The following is a 16,463-nucleotide window of genomic DNA, read 5'->3' on the forward strand; positions in this document are numbered from 1 at the left end:
GCGCGGCCCGAACCGTATCCGCGATGCCGGCACGCTCGCATTGGGAGCGGCGGCGCGTCCGGCACCGATACGTTGCGCCGCGTTGAGCGGATTGATCACGAGAGATATGCCCGCAAAACTGAAACGACTCGCCGCGTCCGTCGGCACGACAGGCGGCAAGCCATTCGAACCGGGCCGGATCCGGCGCCAGCAGCAGACCCTGCTGTACGGCGGCGGCGTGGCGGTCACGGTCTTCATCCTGGTCTGCGCGGCGCTCGTCGCGCGGCTCGATATGCTGGAATACCTCGGACAGGCGCGCGCGACGTTTCTTCAGCGCGAGATGCAGTTCCATGCGAACGCAATGACGACCGATTGGCTGCTGACGACCTACGGCACCAAGGCGGAGCTGATTTGGCGGCGCGGCGTCGAACCGCAGCCCGAGATGCTGCGGACCTTCGAGGCGAACCACGGCAAGCTGGTCTGGCGCAACGCCAACGGCGGGGAGCCGTTTCTCGCCTTGGCCTACATCACCGCGGCGCGGCCCGCTGCGTCGTATGCGCGCTACCTGGCCATCGTGATCAACCAGATGGATTCGGACGGCATGCCCACGGCCGACACGGCCGATATCGAGCCGGTCGGCGGTTATCTGATCGGCCTGGACGGATCGTTGCTCGGCGTGATGGGGCGGGGGCTCGTCGTCCGAGCGCGCGCGCTCCGGGCCGACGGCAATCTGCCGGCGTTGATCGCCGCATTGATGCCGACGGGGGCCTCGGTGCAGCGCTCGGGCGTCAGTCACGGCACCTTCATGCTCGACCAGCGCTTCGATCCGGTGGTCGGGCGCACTGTCCTGCGATTTGCTCGACGACTCGACGATGCGGCGGGCCGGCCTTTCGCCTGGATGGTCTTCAACGGCAGGTTCGGGCTCGCCGAGATCATGGCGCCGCAGTCGGACGACGAGGACACGGCGGTGGTCGATGCGCGCGGAAATATCGTGATCGGGCGGATGCGCGACCGGGCGATGCTCGAGCGAGGGCTGGACAATGCGCGCGCGCCTTTCGGCGAGCATGTCGTCGCGCGCCGGGTCGGCGCGCGCTTCGTTATCAGCGACCGTTTGCCCGATTCCGGTCTGGTGATGATGACCGCCTTTTCGTGGCGCAGCGTGGCGAGCGCCACCATGGCTCGCGTGGGTGCCACGCTCGGAATCGCGCTGTTCGCCATCGGGCTGCTCTGGTTCGCCATCGTCGCGTTCGACCGGCGGGAATTGCGGCCCGCGAACCGGCGCGCGATCCGCCTGATCGAAAGCGAGGCGCTCAACCGGGCGCTGATCCGCACGGCACCCGCCGGGCTCATGCTGCTGTCGGCGGCCGACGGCGAGACCATGGTGCGCAACGACGCGGTGCTCGCGTACGACAGCGGGTCGTCGGGCGAGTCGCTCGGCAAGCGGATCTGGCAGGCATATCGCGCGCGCGAGGCCGGCGCCGGCCAGAAGCGCATCGTCACGCGGCAGGAACTGGCCGTCGAAAGCCCGGGGCAGGAGACGACGTATCTGGCGGCAAGCATCGTCCGTACCCGGTTTCGCGGCGTCGACGTGCTGCTCTGCACGCTGACCGACGTCACGGCGCGCAAGCTGACGGAAGACAAGCTCCGCGAGGCGCGGACGGCGGCCGAGGATGCGAACAAGGCGAAGTCGACGTTCCTCGCGACGATGAGCCACGAGATCCGTACGCCGCTCAACGCGATCGTCGGCCATCTGGCATTGCTGGAACGCGCGCCGCTGCCGCCGTCGCAGCGGCAGCGGCTGAAGACGATCGTGTCGTCGTCGGACGCCTTGCTGCACATCATCAACGATGTGCTCGATCTGTCGAAGGCGGAATCGAGGCAGATGACGCTGGAGAGCACGCCGTTCGATGTGCGTCGCCTGTTGCTGGGCGTCGCGGCGACTTTCCGGCCGCTCGCCGACGCGAAGGGGCTGACGATCGAGTGCGCCGTTTCGGCGGAGCTGGCCGATGGGTATCTGGGGGATCCGGCCCGGCTGCGGCAACTGGTCTCGAACCTCGTCAGCAATGCCATCAAGTTCACCGAACACGGCGGTGTGGTCATCGACGCGCGGCCGATGCGGGAGGGCGCGGATGCGCGCGGATTCGAGATCCATGTCATCGATACCGGCATCGGCATTCCCGCCGAAAGCATGCCGTCGCTGTTCGACGTCTACATTCAGGCCGATGCGTCGACCTATCGGCGCTTCGGCGGCACCGGTCTCGGGCTGGCGTTATGCCGCCATATCGTGACGCTGATGCATGGTGCGCTGACCGTCGACAGCCGTGTCGGCGAGGGCACCGCCTTCACGGCGGCGCTGCCGTTGCCGGCCGCGCCGGCCGGATGGCGGGCCGATGCGCAGCAGCCCGACGCGGCGACGGACGGCGAACCCGAGCCGGATCGGGCGACGGCACCTCTGCGCGTGCTCGTCGCGGAAGATCATCCCGTGAGCCGCGCGCTGCTGCGCGATCAACTCGAGGCGCTGCACTACGACGCGACGCTCGTCGCCAACGGCGCGGAGGCGTTGCGGGCATTCTTCGAGCAGCCTTTCGACATCGTGCTGACCGACCTCGGCATGCCGGAACTGGACGGCTACGCGCTGACGCATTTCCTGCGCGAGCAGGGGGCGCAGGTCCCCGTGATCGCGATGACGGCGCACGCGACGGAGGACGATTACCGGCGCTGCGAGCGCGTGGGCGCGGTGGACGTGGTGCTCAAGCCCTTGTCGATGCCGGCGCTGGATGCCGTGTTGCGGCGGCACGGGCATCGCGCCGCGCCTGCCGTGGTGCGCAAGGATGACGGCAAGCTTGCCGTGATGACCGGCGAAGTGCGGGAGAAATTGCACGCATCGACGCTGCGCTCGCTGGCCGCGATCGACGATGCCTTGGCGATCGGCGATGCCGATTCGATCAGGGTCGAACTGCACTCGATGCGAGGCGGGCTCGCGCTGACGGGTGAAAACGAAGCGACCGGTGCCTGCGCGCGTGCGGAAAAGATTGTGGCGGAAAGCGGGGCGGAGGGATTGGCGCCGGCCTGGCCGGCATGCCGGGCCGCGATCGAGCGGGTGCTGGACGGCATGTCCGGGCCTGAACCGCGCGAGGGCGAGCGGCGACCCGGTCAATGATGACGGGCGTGATTTTCCTGCCAGAAACGGGTGCGTCGGGCCCTGGATTGCGAGGTGCGATTGGGGGGCTGTCAGCCCGGCGGGGCGTGGAAAAACGGATGCCGAGGCCGTCAAGCTCAACTGGCCGCCTTTTTCGCCGAGGCGCTGGCTGACCATCAGCGATGCGCGATTGCGCTGTCGCCAGACGGTATCGATGGCGTAGCCGTTGCGAATCGCATCGCGCGTGCTCATCGCGTCGTTGAGGTTGAAATGCATCGGCTTATGAGTGACATCCGCGCGCGGATGCCGGGTCAACGAGGACATTCCTCAATTCCGGTAGACCCCGCATCGTCAGCGGAAGAGCCGAGCGCCTTGCCCGGGATGGAACGGCCCTCGAACCAGGGGTTCCGACATGGCTGTCATCGTTTTGCCTTGAATCACGGTTCGCGATTTCAATGATCTGAATGAAAAGCAAGCCGTCTCGGAATGGCGGTATGTCACATCCTGAAGCTTGATGGTTGATCACGGGTATTTCGGCGAATTCCGTCGCGTATGCGTGTTCCTGGAGCGGGTATCGCAGGCGTATTGATCGGCGGGCACAAGCGCCGCCGAGATCGGACAACCGGTGTGCGGAGAAGCGCGCCGGTTGCGCCGATCGGCTACCGCGCTTGCCTGCCGCATCCGTCTGTCGCGATGCGGTATCCACGGGGCCTCGACGTCGAAGGCGGGCCCGCATGCCCATTTCGTCCGGCCACGCGGCACAGATCAATAGGCGGCAGTTCGTCGGCATCGCTGAATAAAGCGCCGACCCGGCACTGCCCCAATCCTCTGCGGAATCGCCGATTCATCGCGTTACCCGCCGTAGCCCGCCTCGCACTGCTCCCCCTCCCGCCGCAAATCAGATCCCCGCCTATCCCGGCCACGTCGGCGCTTCTTTGGAAATGAAAAATAATTGGTTCGGCTTTGCTCACGGATCTTTCATAGTGGGTGCCTGATGGCTATAGACGGCGAACGCCGCCGGCCGGAACCCATGTTGCGCGCCCACGAGGCGCGAGATCCCGAAGGAGACGCCATGACGGTAGAACTCGAAGAACGCCCCGCCCATGCGGTGCTGCAGGCCGCGCGCGCCGCGGCCGAAGCGGCCGGTTTGCCCTATGCGGGCGGCGTGTCGCCGCGCGACGCGTGGGCGCTTGCGACATCCGGCGCCGCGTTGCTGGTCGACGTGCGCACGGCGGAAGAGCGGGCCTTCGTCGGCCAGGTATCGGACACCCTGCACGTCGCCTGGGCGACCGGCACCAGCCTGACCCGCAATCCGCGCTTCGTGCGCGAGCTGGAAGCGAAAACCGGCAAGGACGCGGTCGTCCTGCTGTTGTGCCGCAGCGGCAACCGCTCCGCGCTGGCGGCCGAAGCGGCCGCGAAGGCGGGCTTCACGCAGGTATACAACGTGCTCGAAGGCTTCGAGGGCGAACTCGACGCCGACGGCCATCGCGGCGCGATCAACGGCTGGCGGCGGCACGGACTGCCGTGGCAGCAGGGTTGAGATCCATCCAGTAGCGGAATCAGGAGCAGCAGCCGTGGCCGTATTCGATATCGATGAAATCGTGCAGTCGCTTCAAGGTGTGCGCCAGCGTTGGCGCGAAGTGCAACGGCGCTCGCTCGAGCCGGGTGGACGGGATCTGCCCGCCCGCGAGGCGCTGGCCGGCATCGTCGACACGCTGAAGGGCGTGCTGTTCCCGATGCGGCTCGGGCCGCCCGATCTGCGGCAGGAAAGCGAGAATTTCTACGTCGGCCATGCGCTCGACGAGGTGCTGCACGCGCTGCTCACGCAGGCGCAGCTCGAATTGCGCTACAAGGGCCGCCATCAGTCCGGCGCGGCCGCCGACGCGGCGCTCGATGCGCAGGCGGCCGCGGCGGTGCAGACCTTCGCGGTGCGCCTGCCGGAGATTCGCGCGCTGCTCGACAGCGACGTGCTGGCCGCGTTTCACGGCGATCCGGCGGCGGGCAGCGTCGACGAAGTGCTGCTGTGCTATCCCGGCGTGCTCGCGATGATCCACCACCGGCTCGCGCACGTGCTGTACCGGCTGGGTCTGCCGCTGCTCGCGCGGATCGTCGCGGAGCACGCGCATGCGGAAACCGGTATCGACATCCATCCCGGCGCGCAGATCGGCGCGGGTTTCTTCATCGACCACGGCACCGGCGTCGTGATCGGGGAGACGGCGGTGATCGGCCAGCGGGTGCGCGTGTACCAGGCGGTCACGCTCGGCGCGAAGCGCTTTCCCCGCAACGCGGCAGGCCATCTGGAAAAAGGCCTGGCCCGCCACCCGATCGTCGAGGACGACGTCGTGATCTACGCGGGTGCGACGATCCTCGGACGCGTGACGATCGGCGCGGGCGCGGTGATCGGCGGCAACGTGTGGATCACCCAGGACGTGCCGCCCGGCAGCCATGTGACGCAGGCGGTGTCCCGCAGCGACGCCGCGCGCCCCGACGCGGCGCCGGTTCCGGCCGTGCGGGCGGCGTCATGACCGCGCTCGTCCGGCGGTTCGGCGCGGTGATCCGTCAGTTGCGCGAAGCGCACGCGTGGTCGCAGGAGCAACTGGCCGAGCACGCGGGCCTCAACCGTTCGTACGTCGGCGAGCTGGAGCGCGGCACCGCGATCGCGTCGATCGTGACCGCCGACAAGCTCGCGCGCGCGTTCGACGTGCCGATCGCGCACTTGCTCGCCGCCCCCGGCGACGCAGTCGCGCCGCTCGGCGCGGTCGCGCCCGCCGACCTTCGCTGAACACCTCGCCAATCCCCCGCGCGTGACGGCTATAGCATGTTGAGCGGCCCGGACGGCGTCTCGATAATGCTTTTTCACGATAAGCATTGCAGTTTTTGTTCTATAGACCCCGGAGCCACCTATGTCGACGATAGCGAGCGGCCAGACAGCGCTCGGCGATAACGCAGCACGGCAACTAGCCAATGCCACCAAGACCGTCCCCCAACTCGCCACGATCACGCCGCGCTGGCTCACGCACCTGCTGCAATGGGTGCCGGTCGAGGCGGGCATCTATCGCCTGAACCAGGTGAAGAACCCGGAGGCGGTGCGGGCCGCCTGCACCGCGCGCGAGGACGAGGGCACGCTGCCGACGACCTTCGTGCCGTACGAGGAGCAGCCGCGCGAGTACTTCCTGAATGCGGTCAGCACCGTGCTCGACGTGCATACGCGGATCTCCGACCTGTACAGCAGCCCGCACGATCAGATCAAGGAGCAGCTGCGCCTCACGATCGAGACGATCAAGGAGCTGCAGGAAAGCCAGCTGATCAACAATCCCGACTACGGCCTGCTGGCGAATGTCGCCGACGAACAGCGCGTGTTTCCGCTGACGGGCGCGCCGACGCCGGACGATCTGGACGAACTGCTGACCAAGGTATGGAAGGAGCCGGCGTTCTTCCTCACGCATCCGCTCGCGATCGCCGCGTTCGGCCGCGAATGCACGCGGCGCGGCGTGCCGCCGCCCACCGTCAGCCTGTTCGGTTCGCAGTTCCTGACCTGGCGCGGCATTCCGCTGATTCCGTCGGACAAGGTGCCGGTCGCGGACGGCAAGACGAAAATCCTGCTGCTGCGCGTCGGCGACAAGCGGCAAGGCGTGGTGGGCCTCTATCAGCCGGGTGTCGCGGGCGAGCAGGGGCCGGGCCTGTCGGTGCGCTTCATGGGGATCAGCAATCAGGCGATCGCGTCGTACCTGATTTCGCTGTACTGCTCGCTGGCCGTCCATTCGCCGGATGCGCTGGCGGTCCTCGATGATGTGGAGATCGGCAAGTACCATGACTATCCGGACACCTACCGCTAACCCGCTGGCGGCCGCCGCCGCGCCCGAGGTGCCGGCGGCGCTGCCGCCGGCCGGGCTGCCCGACCCGGCGACGCTTGCCCGTCTCGCGAGCGAATTTCTCGCCGCGCTGCCGGGGCAGCCGGTCGCGCCGGACATGGCGACGGGCAGCGGCGCGGTGGGGGGCGTGCCGTCGGCGTTGCCGGCTGCCGCGCCGATCCTCGCGTCGGTGGGCAATCCCGCGCCGGCGGGGGCGCCGCTCGCCGGCCCAGGCGGCACCGGCACCGGCGTGCCGGGGCTTGCGCTGCCGCAGGGCAAGGTGCCGGGCGCGAACCTCGCGCCTTCCGCGCCGACGCACCTGCTGTCGCTCGGCAATCGCGCGCCGGCGCTCGCGCCGCACGCGGCCGCGCAGAACGGGCTGCCGGACAGCGTGGTGTCGGTCGCGCCCGCGCTGGAACCGCGCGTCGGCGGAGCCGCGCTCGGCGTGCCCGAGGCGCGGGAGCCGGGCACCGCAGCGCGCGGGGCGCCGTCCGCCCCGGCATCGCCGTATTACTTTGCCGACGGCGGCCGGCACGGCTGGCACGGCGACGCACAGGAGATCGTCGTGCCGGACCATGGCGTCGCGTCGCCGCTGGCGTTCGGGCTGCCGGGCGACGACACGCTGCGCGAGCTGCTGTCGATCCAGCGTCATGCGCCGGAGCCGCATGCGCCGTTCGGCACGACGTCGCGCTATTTCATCGACGATGCGGGCATTGCGCCGCCGCCGCCCGTTCTTGCCGGCGGCGTTCCGCAGGGCGCAGCGCATCCGCCGTTCGACGTGCATGCGGTACGACGCGATTTCCCGATCCTGCAGGAGCGGGTGAACGGCAAGCCGCTCGTGTGGTTCGATAACGCCGCGACGACGCACAAGCCGCAGGCCGTGATCGATCGGCTCGCCTATTTCTACGCGCACGAGAACTCGAACATCCATCGCGCCGCGCATGCGCTGGCGGGGCGCGCGACGGATGCCTACGAGCATGCTCGCAGTACGGTGCAGCGCTTCATCGGCGCGGCGTCGCCCGACGAAATCGTGTTCGTGCGCGGCACGACGGAAGCGATCAACCTGATCGCGAAGACGTGGGGCGCGCAGAACGTCGGCGAAGGCGACGAGATCGTCGTGTCGCACCTCGAACATCACGCGAACATCGTGCCGTGGCAGCAACTGGCCGCGTCGACGGGCGCGACGCTACGCGTGATCCCGGTCGACGATTCCGGCCAGGTGCTGCTCGACGCGTACCGGAAGCTGCTGAACGACCGCACGAAGATCGTGTCGGTGACGCAGGTGTCGAATGCGCTCGGCACGGTCGTGCCGGTACGCGAGATCGTCGAGATGGCGCATCGGGCGGGGGCGAAGGTGCTGATCGACGGCGCGCAGTCGATCTCGCACATGCGCGTCGACGTGCAGGCGCTCGATGCCGATTTCTTCGTGTTCTCCGGCCATAAGATCTACGGGCCGACGGGAATCGGCGTGGTGTACGGCAAGCGCGCGCTGCTCGAAGCGATGCCGCCGTGGCAGGGCGGCGGCAACATGATCGCGGACGTGACGTTCGAGCGCACCGTGTTTCAGCCGCCGCCGAACCGCTTCGAGGCGGGCACGGGCAACATCGCCGATGCGGTCGGGCTGGGCGCGGCACTGGATTACGTGACGCGGACCGGTATCGAGAACATCGCGCGCTACGAGCACGACCTGCTCGCCTATGCGACGAGCGTGCTCGCGCCGGTGCCGGGCGTGCGGCTCGTCGGCACCGCGCGCGACAAGGCGAGCGTGCTGTCGTTCGTGCTGAAGGGCTACGAGACGGAGGAAGTCGGGCAGGCGCTGAACGAGGAGGGTATCGCGGTGCGTTCCGGGCATCACTGCGCGCAGCCGATCCTGCGCCGGTTCGGACTGGAGGCTACCGTGCGGCCTTCGCTAGCGTTCTACAACACCTGCGACGAGGTCGACGCGCTGGTGGCGGTCGTGCGGCGGCTGGCGTCGCGGCGCGGGTAGCGGCTTCGAAGGTGATCCGTTGACGGATGAGCGCCGGTTCGTGACGAGCCGGCGCTTTTTTTCATGCCGACGATGGCGGGCGGGGCCTTCGTGCGTGCTCCCGTTTGCGCATCGGATCGAGGCGGGCGGATGCGGCCTGAGAGGGCGGAAGCCGGTGCGCAATGCCGAATGGATGCGCGGCGCGACCGCGATCGGATTCGCACGCTCGCCGTCACGACAAACGACGTGCGGCGACGGGGCAGGGCAACTGCGCGCGGCGGTGGCGCACGGCTACGACCCGCGCCCCCCCGATGCCGTGGGCCGGCGATGTCGCGTAGTATCGCCCTTCGTCCTTTGCGAATCCGTGTACCGCACATGACCGACCTTCGCCTGCTCGAACCCGCCGATGCCTCCGCTTTCAGGGCGCTGCGCCTGATCGCCATCGATACCTCGCCCACCGCCGTCTGGCCCACGCGCGCGGAAGAAGAAGCGGCGTCGCTCGCGCAGCTCGAGGCCCGGATCACGGCGACGCCGATGCAGGCCGTGCTCGGCGCGTGGATCGACGGCGCGCTGGTCGGCTTCACGGGCGTGCGCAAGGAGCCGTTCGAACAGGTTTCCCATCGGGTGTGGATCTGGGGGGTGTTCGTCGATCCCGCGCAGCGCGGCAAGGGCCTGGCGCGCCGTCTGGTCGAGCGGTCGATCGAGCATGCCGTTCGCGAGTGGGGCGTGATTCAGGTCAAGCTGTGCGTGAACACGGAGAACGCGCCGGCGATGGCGCTGTATGCATCGCTGGGCTTCGAGACGTTCGGTATCGAACGTCGCTCGATGAAAGTGGCCGGTCGCTTTGACGACGAGGCGCACATGGTCAGGATGCTCGACTGATCGCCGCCGCGGCCGGCGTCCGGCCGGCGGCGCGGGCGCGTCAATTCACGACGGCGATCGCAAAGCCGTCCCACCCCTTGCTGCCCACTGTCTGGATCGCGGTCGCGCTTAGGCGCGGCTCGTTCGCGATCGCATCGAAGAAGCGGCGCACGCCCTGGACGCTCGGGTCGGGGTGCGCCGGATCGAGCACGCCGCCGTCGCGGATCACGTTGTCGCCGATGATCACGGTGCCCGGCCGCGACAGCTTCAGCGCCCACTCGAGGTAGGCCGGATTGTTCGGCTTGTCGGCGTCGATGAAGATCAGGTCGAACGGCGCGTCGGCGGGCAGCGCGGACAGGCTGTCGAGCGCCGGACCCACCCGCAGTTCGACCGCGTGGGCAACGCCCGCGTGTTCGAGGTTCGCGCGGGCGACGCGGGCATGCGCGGGGTCGGCTTCCAGCGTGACGACCCGGCCGCCCTCCGGCAACGCGCGCGCCAGCCAGATCGTGCTGTATCCGCCGAGCGTGCCGATCTCCAGAATCCGGCGCGCGCCGATCATGCGCGCGAACAGATGCAGCAGCTTGCCCTGGTTCGGCGCGACATCGTGCGGCGGCAGGCCGGCGGCGTGGTTGGCGGCCAGCGCGTGGTCCAGAGCCGGATCGGGCGAGGCGAGGCGGTCGACGAGATAGGCGTCGACCTCGGTCCATTGCGTGCGCGTCATTCGACGCTCCTGAGCGGGGTGGGAGGAGATGGCGGCCGGGCGCGGTGGCGATCGGAGACGATGCGCGCGCTGCTGCCGTTTTGCGACACCGCGCGGCGGCGCGGATCGCGAGACAGATGGTATACGGCACGGGCGAAACCCGCGACGGCCTGCGTCTCGATGGAACTGCGCGTGCCTAAACCATGCGATGCCGGCTCGGACTACGCACCGTGGCGCCGAATGTCCCGCCTGCCTCGGCCTGCCCGGTCGGGTGCGCCGGTTGCGGGCGGCGCGGCGGATCCGCGTGCGCGCAGCCATGCCAGCGCTTGCGCCAGCGGGGCGAGCCGCCGCCGTCGCGGGCCCGGGTGGACGGAGATCGCACTGTGCGCGGCGCGCGGGCCCACCGCCGAGAGGTCGGCGCGGACGTCGTAAGGCAGCACGTGGCATTCGCCTTCGTCGAGGACGACCGACACCGCCGGGGGGGCGGCCATGAGCCAGTGAAGGGTCTCGTCCCGATACGTGATCCGCAGCCGTCCGTCCAGCACGACCAGCACGCTGCCGCGCGCCAGATTGCATGCGTGGACGGAGCCGGGGAGATGGCGTTGTTCGCGGGTGTGCATGTGGGGGCCTCCGGATCGTGTCTTTCGCGCGGTTGCGCCGCGTCGCGGGCCGGTTGCGGTCGCCGTCCGGCCCTGTCGGACAGAGTAAAAAAACACGCGGATCGGCAACAGATCCAGCACACTAGAATCTGTTGCGATGCAGAGCGCGGTTTTGCTCATCTGTTTCCGTTCGAAATTCGCGGATCTGTATCTGGCGAATGCTTGACCTTATGGGCACGATCCCCGCATGAAATCGAATCACGACGAGCGCCGCGCGCATCTGCCGATCGCGGGCGAACCGCTGTACGAGCGCCTCGCCGAGCACTATCGCCGGATCATCGCCGCGGGTACGCTCGTGCCCGGCGACCGCATGCCTTCCGTGCGCGCGCTGATGGACCAGCACGACGTGAGCCTGTCGACCGCGCTGCAGACCTTTCGTCGCCTGGAGGACACGGGCTGGCTGACCGCCAAGCCCCGCTCCGGCTACTTCGTGCGGCGGCCGGCCGCGGCGAAGCTCGCGGCGCTGCACGAACCCGAGGTGCCGGCGCTGCCGCCCGAAGCGCATTACGTCGGCCTGCACGAACGCGTGTCGCGGGTGATCGAACTGGGACACGCACACCCCGGTGCGCTCAATCTCGGCGGCGCGACGGCGACGGCCGCGCTGTATCCGTCCGCCCGGCTGCAGGCGCTCGCGATTCGCACCTTGCGCCAGCGGCCGACCTTGCTGACGGAGGCGGGCCAGGACGCCGGCGCGATCGAATATCGGCAGGCGGCGGCGCGGCGCGCGTTGTCGTTCGGCGTGGCGGTGTCGCCGGACGAAGTGCTGGCGACGAGCGGCGGCGTCGATGCGGTGAATCTCGCGCTGCGCGCGGTGGCGCGGCCGGGCGATACGATCGCGATCGAGTCGCCGGCGTTCTTCGGCCTGCTTCAGATCCTGGAGAGTCTTGGCCTGCGCGCGCTCGAGATTCCGGCCAGCCCGACGACCGGCTTGTCGCTGGAGGCGCTGGAGATCGCGCTGTCCGCCTACGACACGATCAAGGCATTGGTTGTAGTGCCGAATCTGCAGAATCCGCTCGGCAGCATCATGCCGGACGAGCGCAAGGCGGCGCTCGTGAAGCTCTGTGCGCGCCATGGCGTCGCGATCATCGAGGACGATCCGTACAGGGAACTGGTCGACGAGGCGGACGCGGCGAGACCGATCAAGGCGTGGGACCGCGACGGCGGAGTGATCTACTGCCCGTCGTTCAACAAGGTGCTTGCGCCGGGTATGCGGCTCGGCTGGATGGCGGCGGGCCGCTGGCATGCGCGGGCACGGATGCTGAAATTCGCGCAGAGCCGCCACAACGAGGCGCTGCCGCAGGCGGTGGCGGCGGATTTTCTCGGCTCGGGCGCGTTCGACCGGCATCTGCGACAGCTGCGCGAGCGGCTGCGCGTGCAGCGCGAGCAGACCGTCGATGCGATTGCCCGGCATTTTCCCGACGAGACGCGCCTGAATGCGCCGCCGGGCGGTTTGCTGCTGTGGGTGGCGCTGCCCGAAGGCGCGCGCTCCGAAGCGCTCTTTCACGCCGCGCTGGCCGAAGGTATCCGCGTGGCGCCGGGCGCGATCTTTTCGAACTCGGATCGCTTCGATGCGTTCGTGCGGCTGAGTTGCCCGCGGCCGTTCGATCAGACGATGGACGCGGCGTTTCGCACGCTGGGCCGACTGGTGCGGGAGGCCGGGTAGCGCCGGCTGAGCGAGGGCTGGCGTGACGACAGGCCGGCGCGCGCGGCGAAGCCAGAACGGGCTGCACGCGGATCCGGCGCCGGCGCGGTGACATCCGCCCGAACAAGGGCGTGCCTACCGGTTGGCTTGCCCGGCGAGATGCTGCCGGATCAGGGACAGATAGCGGTCGCCGACCGTGTGATCGGCCTGGGACCGGGGTGCGGGGCGACGCACCGCGACGGGCGGCCAGACCCCAAGATAGCGGCAGACCGCCGACAGATAAGGCTTGCGAACGCGCCCCATTTGATGCGCCGCGCGCTCGATGCGCTCGTCGCCGACCTGGCTGCGCAGCCAGGCGAGGATTTGACGGTCGGTTTCATTGACGATACGAACCAGGTGTTCCATCTCACACCTCACTGGATATTGATACAGTGCTGTAAATATATCCAGTATTTTCGTGGAGCGCAATCGACCTCCGAAGATTTTCTTCGCGAGTCGGCCGGGTGCGGCGTCTGCCGCGATCCGGGGCCAGGCCGGGCCGTGCGTGCCCGAAAGCGGGGCGATCGACGAGATGTCCGCGGAGGGTTGTCGATTCCCCATTCCGACGCGGCAGATCGCGGTTCCGCGATGGCCGTGTCCCGATCTTTGCCCGCGCGCAGTCTTGGCCGACCGACCCTCGCGCGGGAGGGCGTCCACGCGGGAGCCGCGCTGCGGCCGTAACGCCGGCGCGATGGCGCGGCGTTTCGTGGGGATGCCGGAAGTCGGCGCGACGCCTCGAACACGCGACGCCCCGCCGCAATCGACGCACGCACGAGCAACCGCCGACGCGCGCGTCCGGCATCACCGCGTCACTTCCCGATAACGGCCTTCGGCATCGCATCGACGTAGCGCGCATCCGTCAGCGTGCGCAGGAACGCCACGATGTCGTCGACTTCCGACTCCGTGAGCGCGGGCGTCGTGCCGGGGCGGCGGTTCATCGGCGTCGAGTTCACGTTGATGTTGCCGTGATACGCGGCCGGCACGTCGTCGAACGTCCGGCTGCCGTGATACCAGCGGGCCGGATCGGTGGAGCGGGTGTTGTAGAACGCCACGGCATCGCGCAGCGTGTCGAACACGCCGTTGTGCATGAACGTCTGCCGCAGCGCCACGTTGCGCAGCCCCGGCGTGCGCAGATAACCGCACCACTGGGCCGGTTCGGGCCAGCGCAGGCGTGTCGCCGTGTCGCAGAGGCCGTTGTCGAAATGGCGCGGATCGCGATTCGCGGGCAGCGCGCGATTGCGCGGCACCGCGATCGCGTCGTAGCCGAAATCGGTGAACAGCGAACGCTCCGGACGGCTGGCGGTGTCCGACAGCGCATGGCAACTCATGCAGTTGCCCTTGTCCGGGTTCTTGAACAGTGCGAGGCCGCGCATCTCCGGCGCTGCCAGCGGCGCACGCTTCGTCAGGTACGCGTCGAAGCGCGACGAGAAGGGCGCCATCTCGTCGCTCTGCAAATAGGCCTGCACCGCTTCGCCCAGCGCGCGCATCATCCGTTCGGGGTCGCGCCGCACGCCGGGGCCGAAGCGCTCGGCGAACGCGGGCGCCAGCTCGGTGCCGTTGAGCTTGCGCAGCAGCGCGGCCGGCGAAGCGTTGTTCATCTCGTCGGGATCGAGGAACGGGCCGCGCACCTGCTCGGCGAGCGTGTCGGCGCGGCCGTCGGCGAACAGGCCGCCGAACGGCGCGGGCGCGGGCGCGTCGTCGTCCTGGTAGAAGTGGCGGCGCGGCACGTAGCGCACGTACAGCAGCGACGGCGCATTGCGCGCGCTGAAGCGGCCCGCGCGGCTGCCCTGCGGCACGCCCGGCCCGGCGAGCGCCGCCTTCGACAGCGTCGGCGCGAACGCGCGGCCCGGGTCGTGGCAGCCGGCGCAGGACATGCCGCTCGGCGCCGAAAGACGCGGATCGAAAAACACCTTGCGGCCGAGCGCGGCGAGCGCCGGGTCCGGACGGAACACGGCCGAGGTCGGATCGATTTTCGCGGCTACCTGCGGCGTGCCCCGGCCGATCGTGTCGATCACGCGCTGCGGCGGCGCGCCGGGCAGCAGCACCGCCGTGGCGGATGAGGCGGGCCCGGCGGCGGTTGCCGGCGCGGCGGCAAGCATGCCCGCCGCCGCGAACAGCAGGGCGCGTTTTCGCACGGCGGCGCGTGTGGCGGCGTGCCGCGTCATGGCGCGATGAAGCCGGTCTTGTCGCAGGCGAGCGTCGTGCCGGCCTGGTTGCAGGTCGCGAGCAGCTTGCCTGCCGCCGTATAGGCCTTGAAGGACCAGCCGGTCGCGGGCGCGGCGCGGCGCTCCATCATCATGAAACCGAAGCTGTTGTTGTGCGACAGCCGCTCGATCACCGCGCCGGGCGCGGGCGTCAGGCCGGCCGGGAACGGATCGGGCAGCGCGACGTCGAGATTGTCCCCGCCGTTGCCCGACACGATCGTGGCCGGATGGCCCGACGAGAAATTGATGGCCTGGAAATCGTGCACGTGACCGTGCAGCGCGACCTGGATGCCGGGCGGATAGTATGCCTGCGCGTTGAGGCTCGACATCACCGACTGCAGCGCGAGATTGCCCGGCGCGGGGGTGCTGCCCGCGATCGGCGCGAAGGCGAGGATCGGATGGTGGTTCGTGAAGATCGTCGTCGTCATGCCGGCCCGGTTCGCGAGGGCCGCGACCGTCTGGAACTGTTGCTGGTAGGTCTGGAATTGCGCGTCGGAGGTTTTCAGCGCCGCGCGGCCGACCTTCGCGGTATCGAACACGATCACCTGCGAGCCGGTGCCGAGCGGGACCGCATAGGGCTCGGAGTAGTTCGCGCCGCTGTCGTTGGCCGGATCGTTGCACGACCGCGCGGCCGAGTACGGGCGCGGATCGAGGAAGCGGAACCAGCCCTGGCCCGCGCGTGCGCATTCCTCGTGATTGCCGCGCACCACCACCCAGGGTGCTTTCGCGAGGAGCGGGGCGGCGGGCTTGAAGAGATCGGCCTGCCAGGTATCCCAGCCGTAGCCCCACGGGCTGTCCTTGCAGCCCGCGATGTCCGGCGGGCAGACGTTCTCGCGATAGTGATAGTCGCCGATGTGCATCACGAGGTCGGGGTTGAGATTCGCGACGCTGGCCGCGATCGTCGCGAACGGCCAGACCGATGCGTCGTTGCAGGCCTGGAATGCGTTGTCGGCCTTTTTCATCCGACAGCCGGTGTCGGCGATGATGGCGATCCGCAGCGGCTGCGCTTTCGGCAGCGGCAGCGCGCGGCCCCCGACGCTCACCCGCTGCGCGCCGGCGGGCAGCGCGGTTTCGCAGACGGCGACCGGAAAGCTCGACGGCTTCGAATCGGCCGGATCGCTGGCCGTGGTGCGCAGCGCCGCCGTGCCGGGGCCGACGCGCAGCGTCATGCGGGCGATCCGGCCGTCGGCGTCCAGCAGTGGACAGACCGCGGCCGTTGCGTCGGCGGGGCGGTAGGTCGTGACGACGCGCGCGATCGCCTGATTGCCGTCGCCGATCTCGACCCAGGCCGCCTGGAGGTTGGCGGCCGCGCTCGCGGCATCGGGCGGGGTATCGATGTCGGTCGTGCAGGCGTGAAGGATGGCGGCGCCGGCGAGCGCGGCCGCGAGCGCCGCGACGCTGCGTGGAGTGGGTCGGTGCATGG

The 16,463-nt window shown here is 69.3% G+C and carries 13 protein-coding genes; 8 read left to right on the top strand and 5 right to left on the bottom strand.

What is annotated here, in order from left to right; all coding sequences use genetic code 11:
* The first annotated feature begins 106 nt into the window (after positions 1-106).
* The 7 genes from RZR99_RS01230 to RZR99_RS01260 all read left to right on the top strand — a co-directional run bounded on the left by RZR99_RS01230 (position 107) and on the right by RZR99_RS01260 (position 9,817).
* Positions 107-3,139 carry an ATP-binding protein gene (locus RZR99_RS01230; RefSeq protein ID WP_323117893.1) on the top strand — a complete coding sequence of 1,011 codons (3,033 nt, stop codon included), beginning with the start codon at positions 107-109 and terminating at the stop codon, positions 3,137-3,139.
* 1,051 nt (positions 3,140-4,190) lie between these two features.
* Complete coding sequence (locus tag RZR99_RS01235) at positions 4,191-4,658, top strand: rhodanese-like domain-containing protein (protein WP_323117894.1); 468 nt, start codon at positions 4,191-4,193, stop codon at positions 4,656-4,658.
* A gap of 34 nt (positions 4,659-4,692) precedes the next feature.
* Positions 4,693-5,643 (top strand): serine O-acetyltransferase EpsC, encoded by a 951-nt coding sequence (gene epsC / locus RZR99_RS01240; RefSeq protein ID WP_323117895.1) that lies wholly within the window; start codon positions 4,693-4,695, stop codon positions 5,641-5,643.
* The gene (locus RZR99_RS01245; protein ID WP_323117896.1) at positions 5,640-5,900 is read left to right on the top strand and encodes a helix-turn-helix domain-containing protein; all 261 of its coding nucleotides are present in this window, start codon (positions 5,640-5,642) and stop codon (positions 5,898-5,900) included. Before epsC ends, RZR99_RS01245 begins: the two co-directional genes overlap by 4 nt.
* Positions 5,901-6,021: 121 nt before the next feature.
* On the top strand, positions 6,022-6,954 hold the full coding sequence (locus RZR99_RS01250) for a family 2A encapsulin nanocompartment shell protein (RefSeq protein ID WP_323117897.1): 933 nt from the start codon (positions 6,022-6,024) through the stop codon (positions 6,952-6,954).
* Entirely contained in the window at positions 6,929-8,956 is a 2,028-nt protein-coding gene (locus RZR99_RS01255; protein WP_323117898.1) for a family 2A encapsulin nanocompartment cargo protein cysteine desulfurase, read from the top strand. The genes RZR99_RS01250 and RZR99_RS01255 overlap by 26 nt, the downstream gene beginning before the upstream one ends.
* Positions 8,957-9,310: 354 nt before the next feature.
* On the top strand, positions 9,311-9,817 hold the full coding sequence (locus RZR99_RS01260; RefSeq protein WP_323117899.1) for a GNAT family N-acetyltransferase: 507 nt from the start codon (positions 9,311-9,313) through the stop codon (positions 9,815-9,817).
* Positions 9,818-9,857: 40 nt separating this feature from the next.
* On the opposite strand, the gene RZR99_RS01265 is transcribed toward RZR99_RS01260, so the two are convergent.
* Both RZR99_RS01265 and RZR99_RS01270 read right to left on the bottom strand, forming a co-directional pair.
* Entirely contained in the window at positions 9,858-10,517 is a 660-nt protein-coding gene (locus RZR99_RS01265) for an O-methyltransferase (protein WP_323117900.1), read from the bottom strand.
* Between the two features lie 200 nt (positions 10,518-10,717).
* Positions 10,718-11,116, bottom strand: coding sequence for a hypothetical protein (locus RZR99_RS01270; protein WP_323117901.1), 399 nt, complete (start codon positions 11,114-11,116; stop codon positions 10,718-10,720).
* 226 nt (positions 11,117-11,342) lie between these two features.
* On the opposite strand from RZR99_RS01270, the gene RZR99_RS01275 reads away from it, so the two are divergent.
* On the top strand, positions 11,343-12,818 hold the full coding sequence (locus RZR99_RS01275) for an aminotransferase-like domain-containing protein (protein ID WP_323117902.1): 1,476 nt from the start codon (positions 11,343-11,345) through the stop codon (positions 12,816-12,818).
* 114 nt (positions 12,819-12,932) lie between these two features.
* On the opposite strand, the gene RZR99_RS01280 is transcribed toward RZR99_RS01275, so the two are convergent.
* The 3 genes from RZR99_RS01280 to RZR99_RS01290 all read right to left on the bottom strand — a co-directional run bounded on the left by RZR99_RS01280 (position 12,933) and on the right by RZR99_RS01290 (position 16,461).
* Positions 12,933-13,202, bottom strand: a complete 270-nt coding sequence (locus RZR99_RS01280; protein ID WP_323117903.1) for a hypothetical protein — start codon at positions 13,200-13,202, stop codon at positions 12,933-12,935.
* A 443-nt stretch (positions 13,203-13,645) separates the two neighbouring features.
* Positions 13,646-14,935: a cytochrome-c peroxidase gene (locus RZR99_RS01285; protein WP_323118026.1), complete on the bottom strand. Its 1,290-nt coding sequence runs from the start codon at positions 14,933-14,935 to the stop codon at positions 13,646-13,648.
* A gap of 62 nt (positions 14,936-14,997) precedes the next feature.
* A complete protein-coding gene (locus tag RZR99_RS01290) occupies positions 14,998-16,461 on the bottom strand; it encodes a metallophosphoesterase family protein (RefSeq protein ID WP_323117904.1) in 1,464 nt (487 codons plus the stop codon).
* Positions 16,462-16,463: the final 2 nt, after the last annotated feature.

Source organism: Burkholderia alba (genome assembly GCF_034721475.1).
Lineage (GTDB): Bacteria > Pseudomonadota > Gammaproteobacteria > Burkholderiales > Burkholderiaceae > Burkholderia > Burkholderia alba.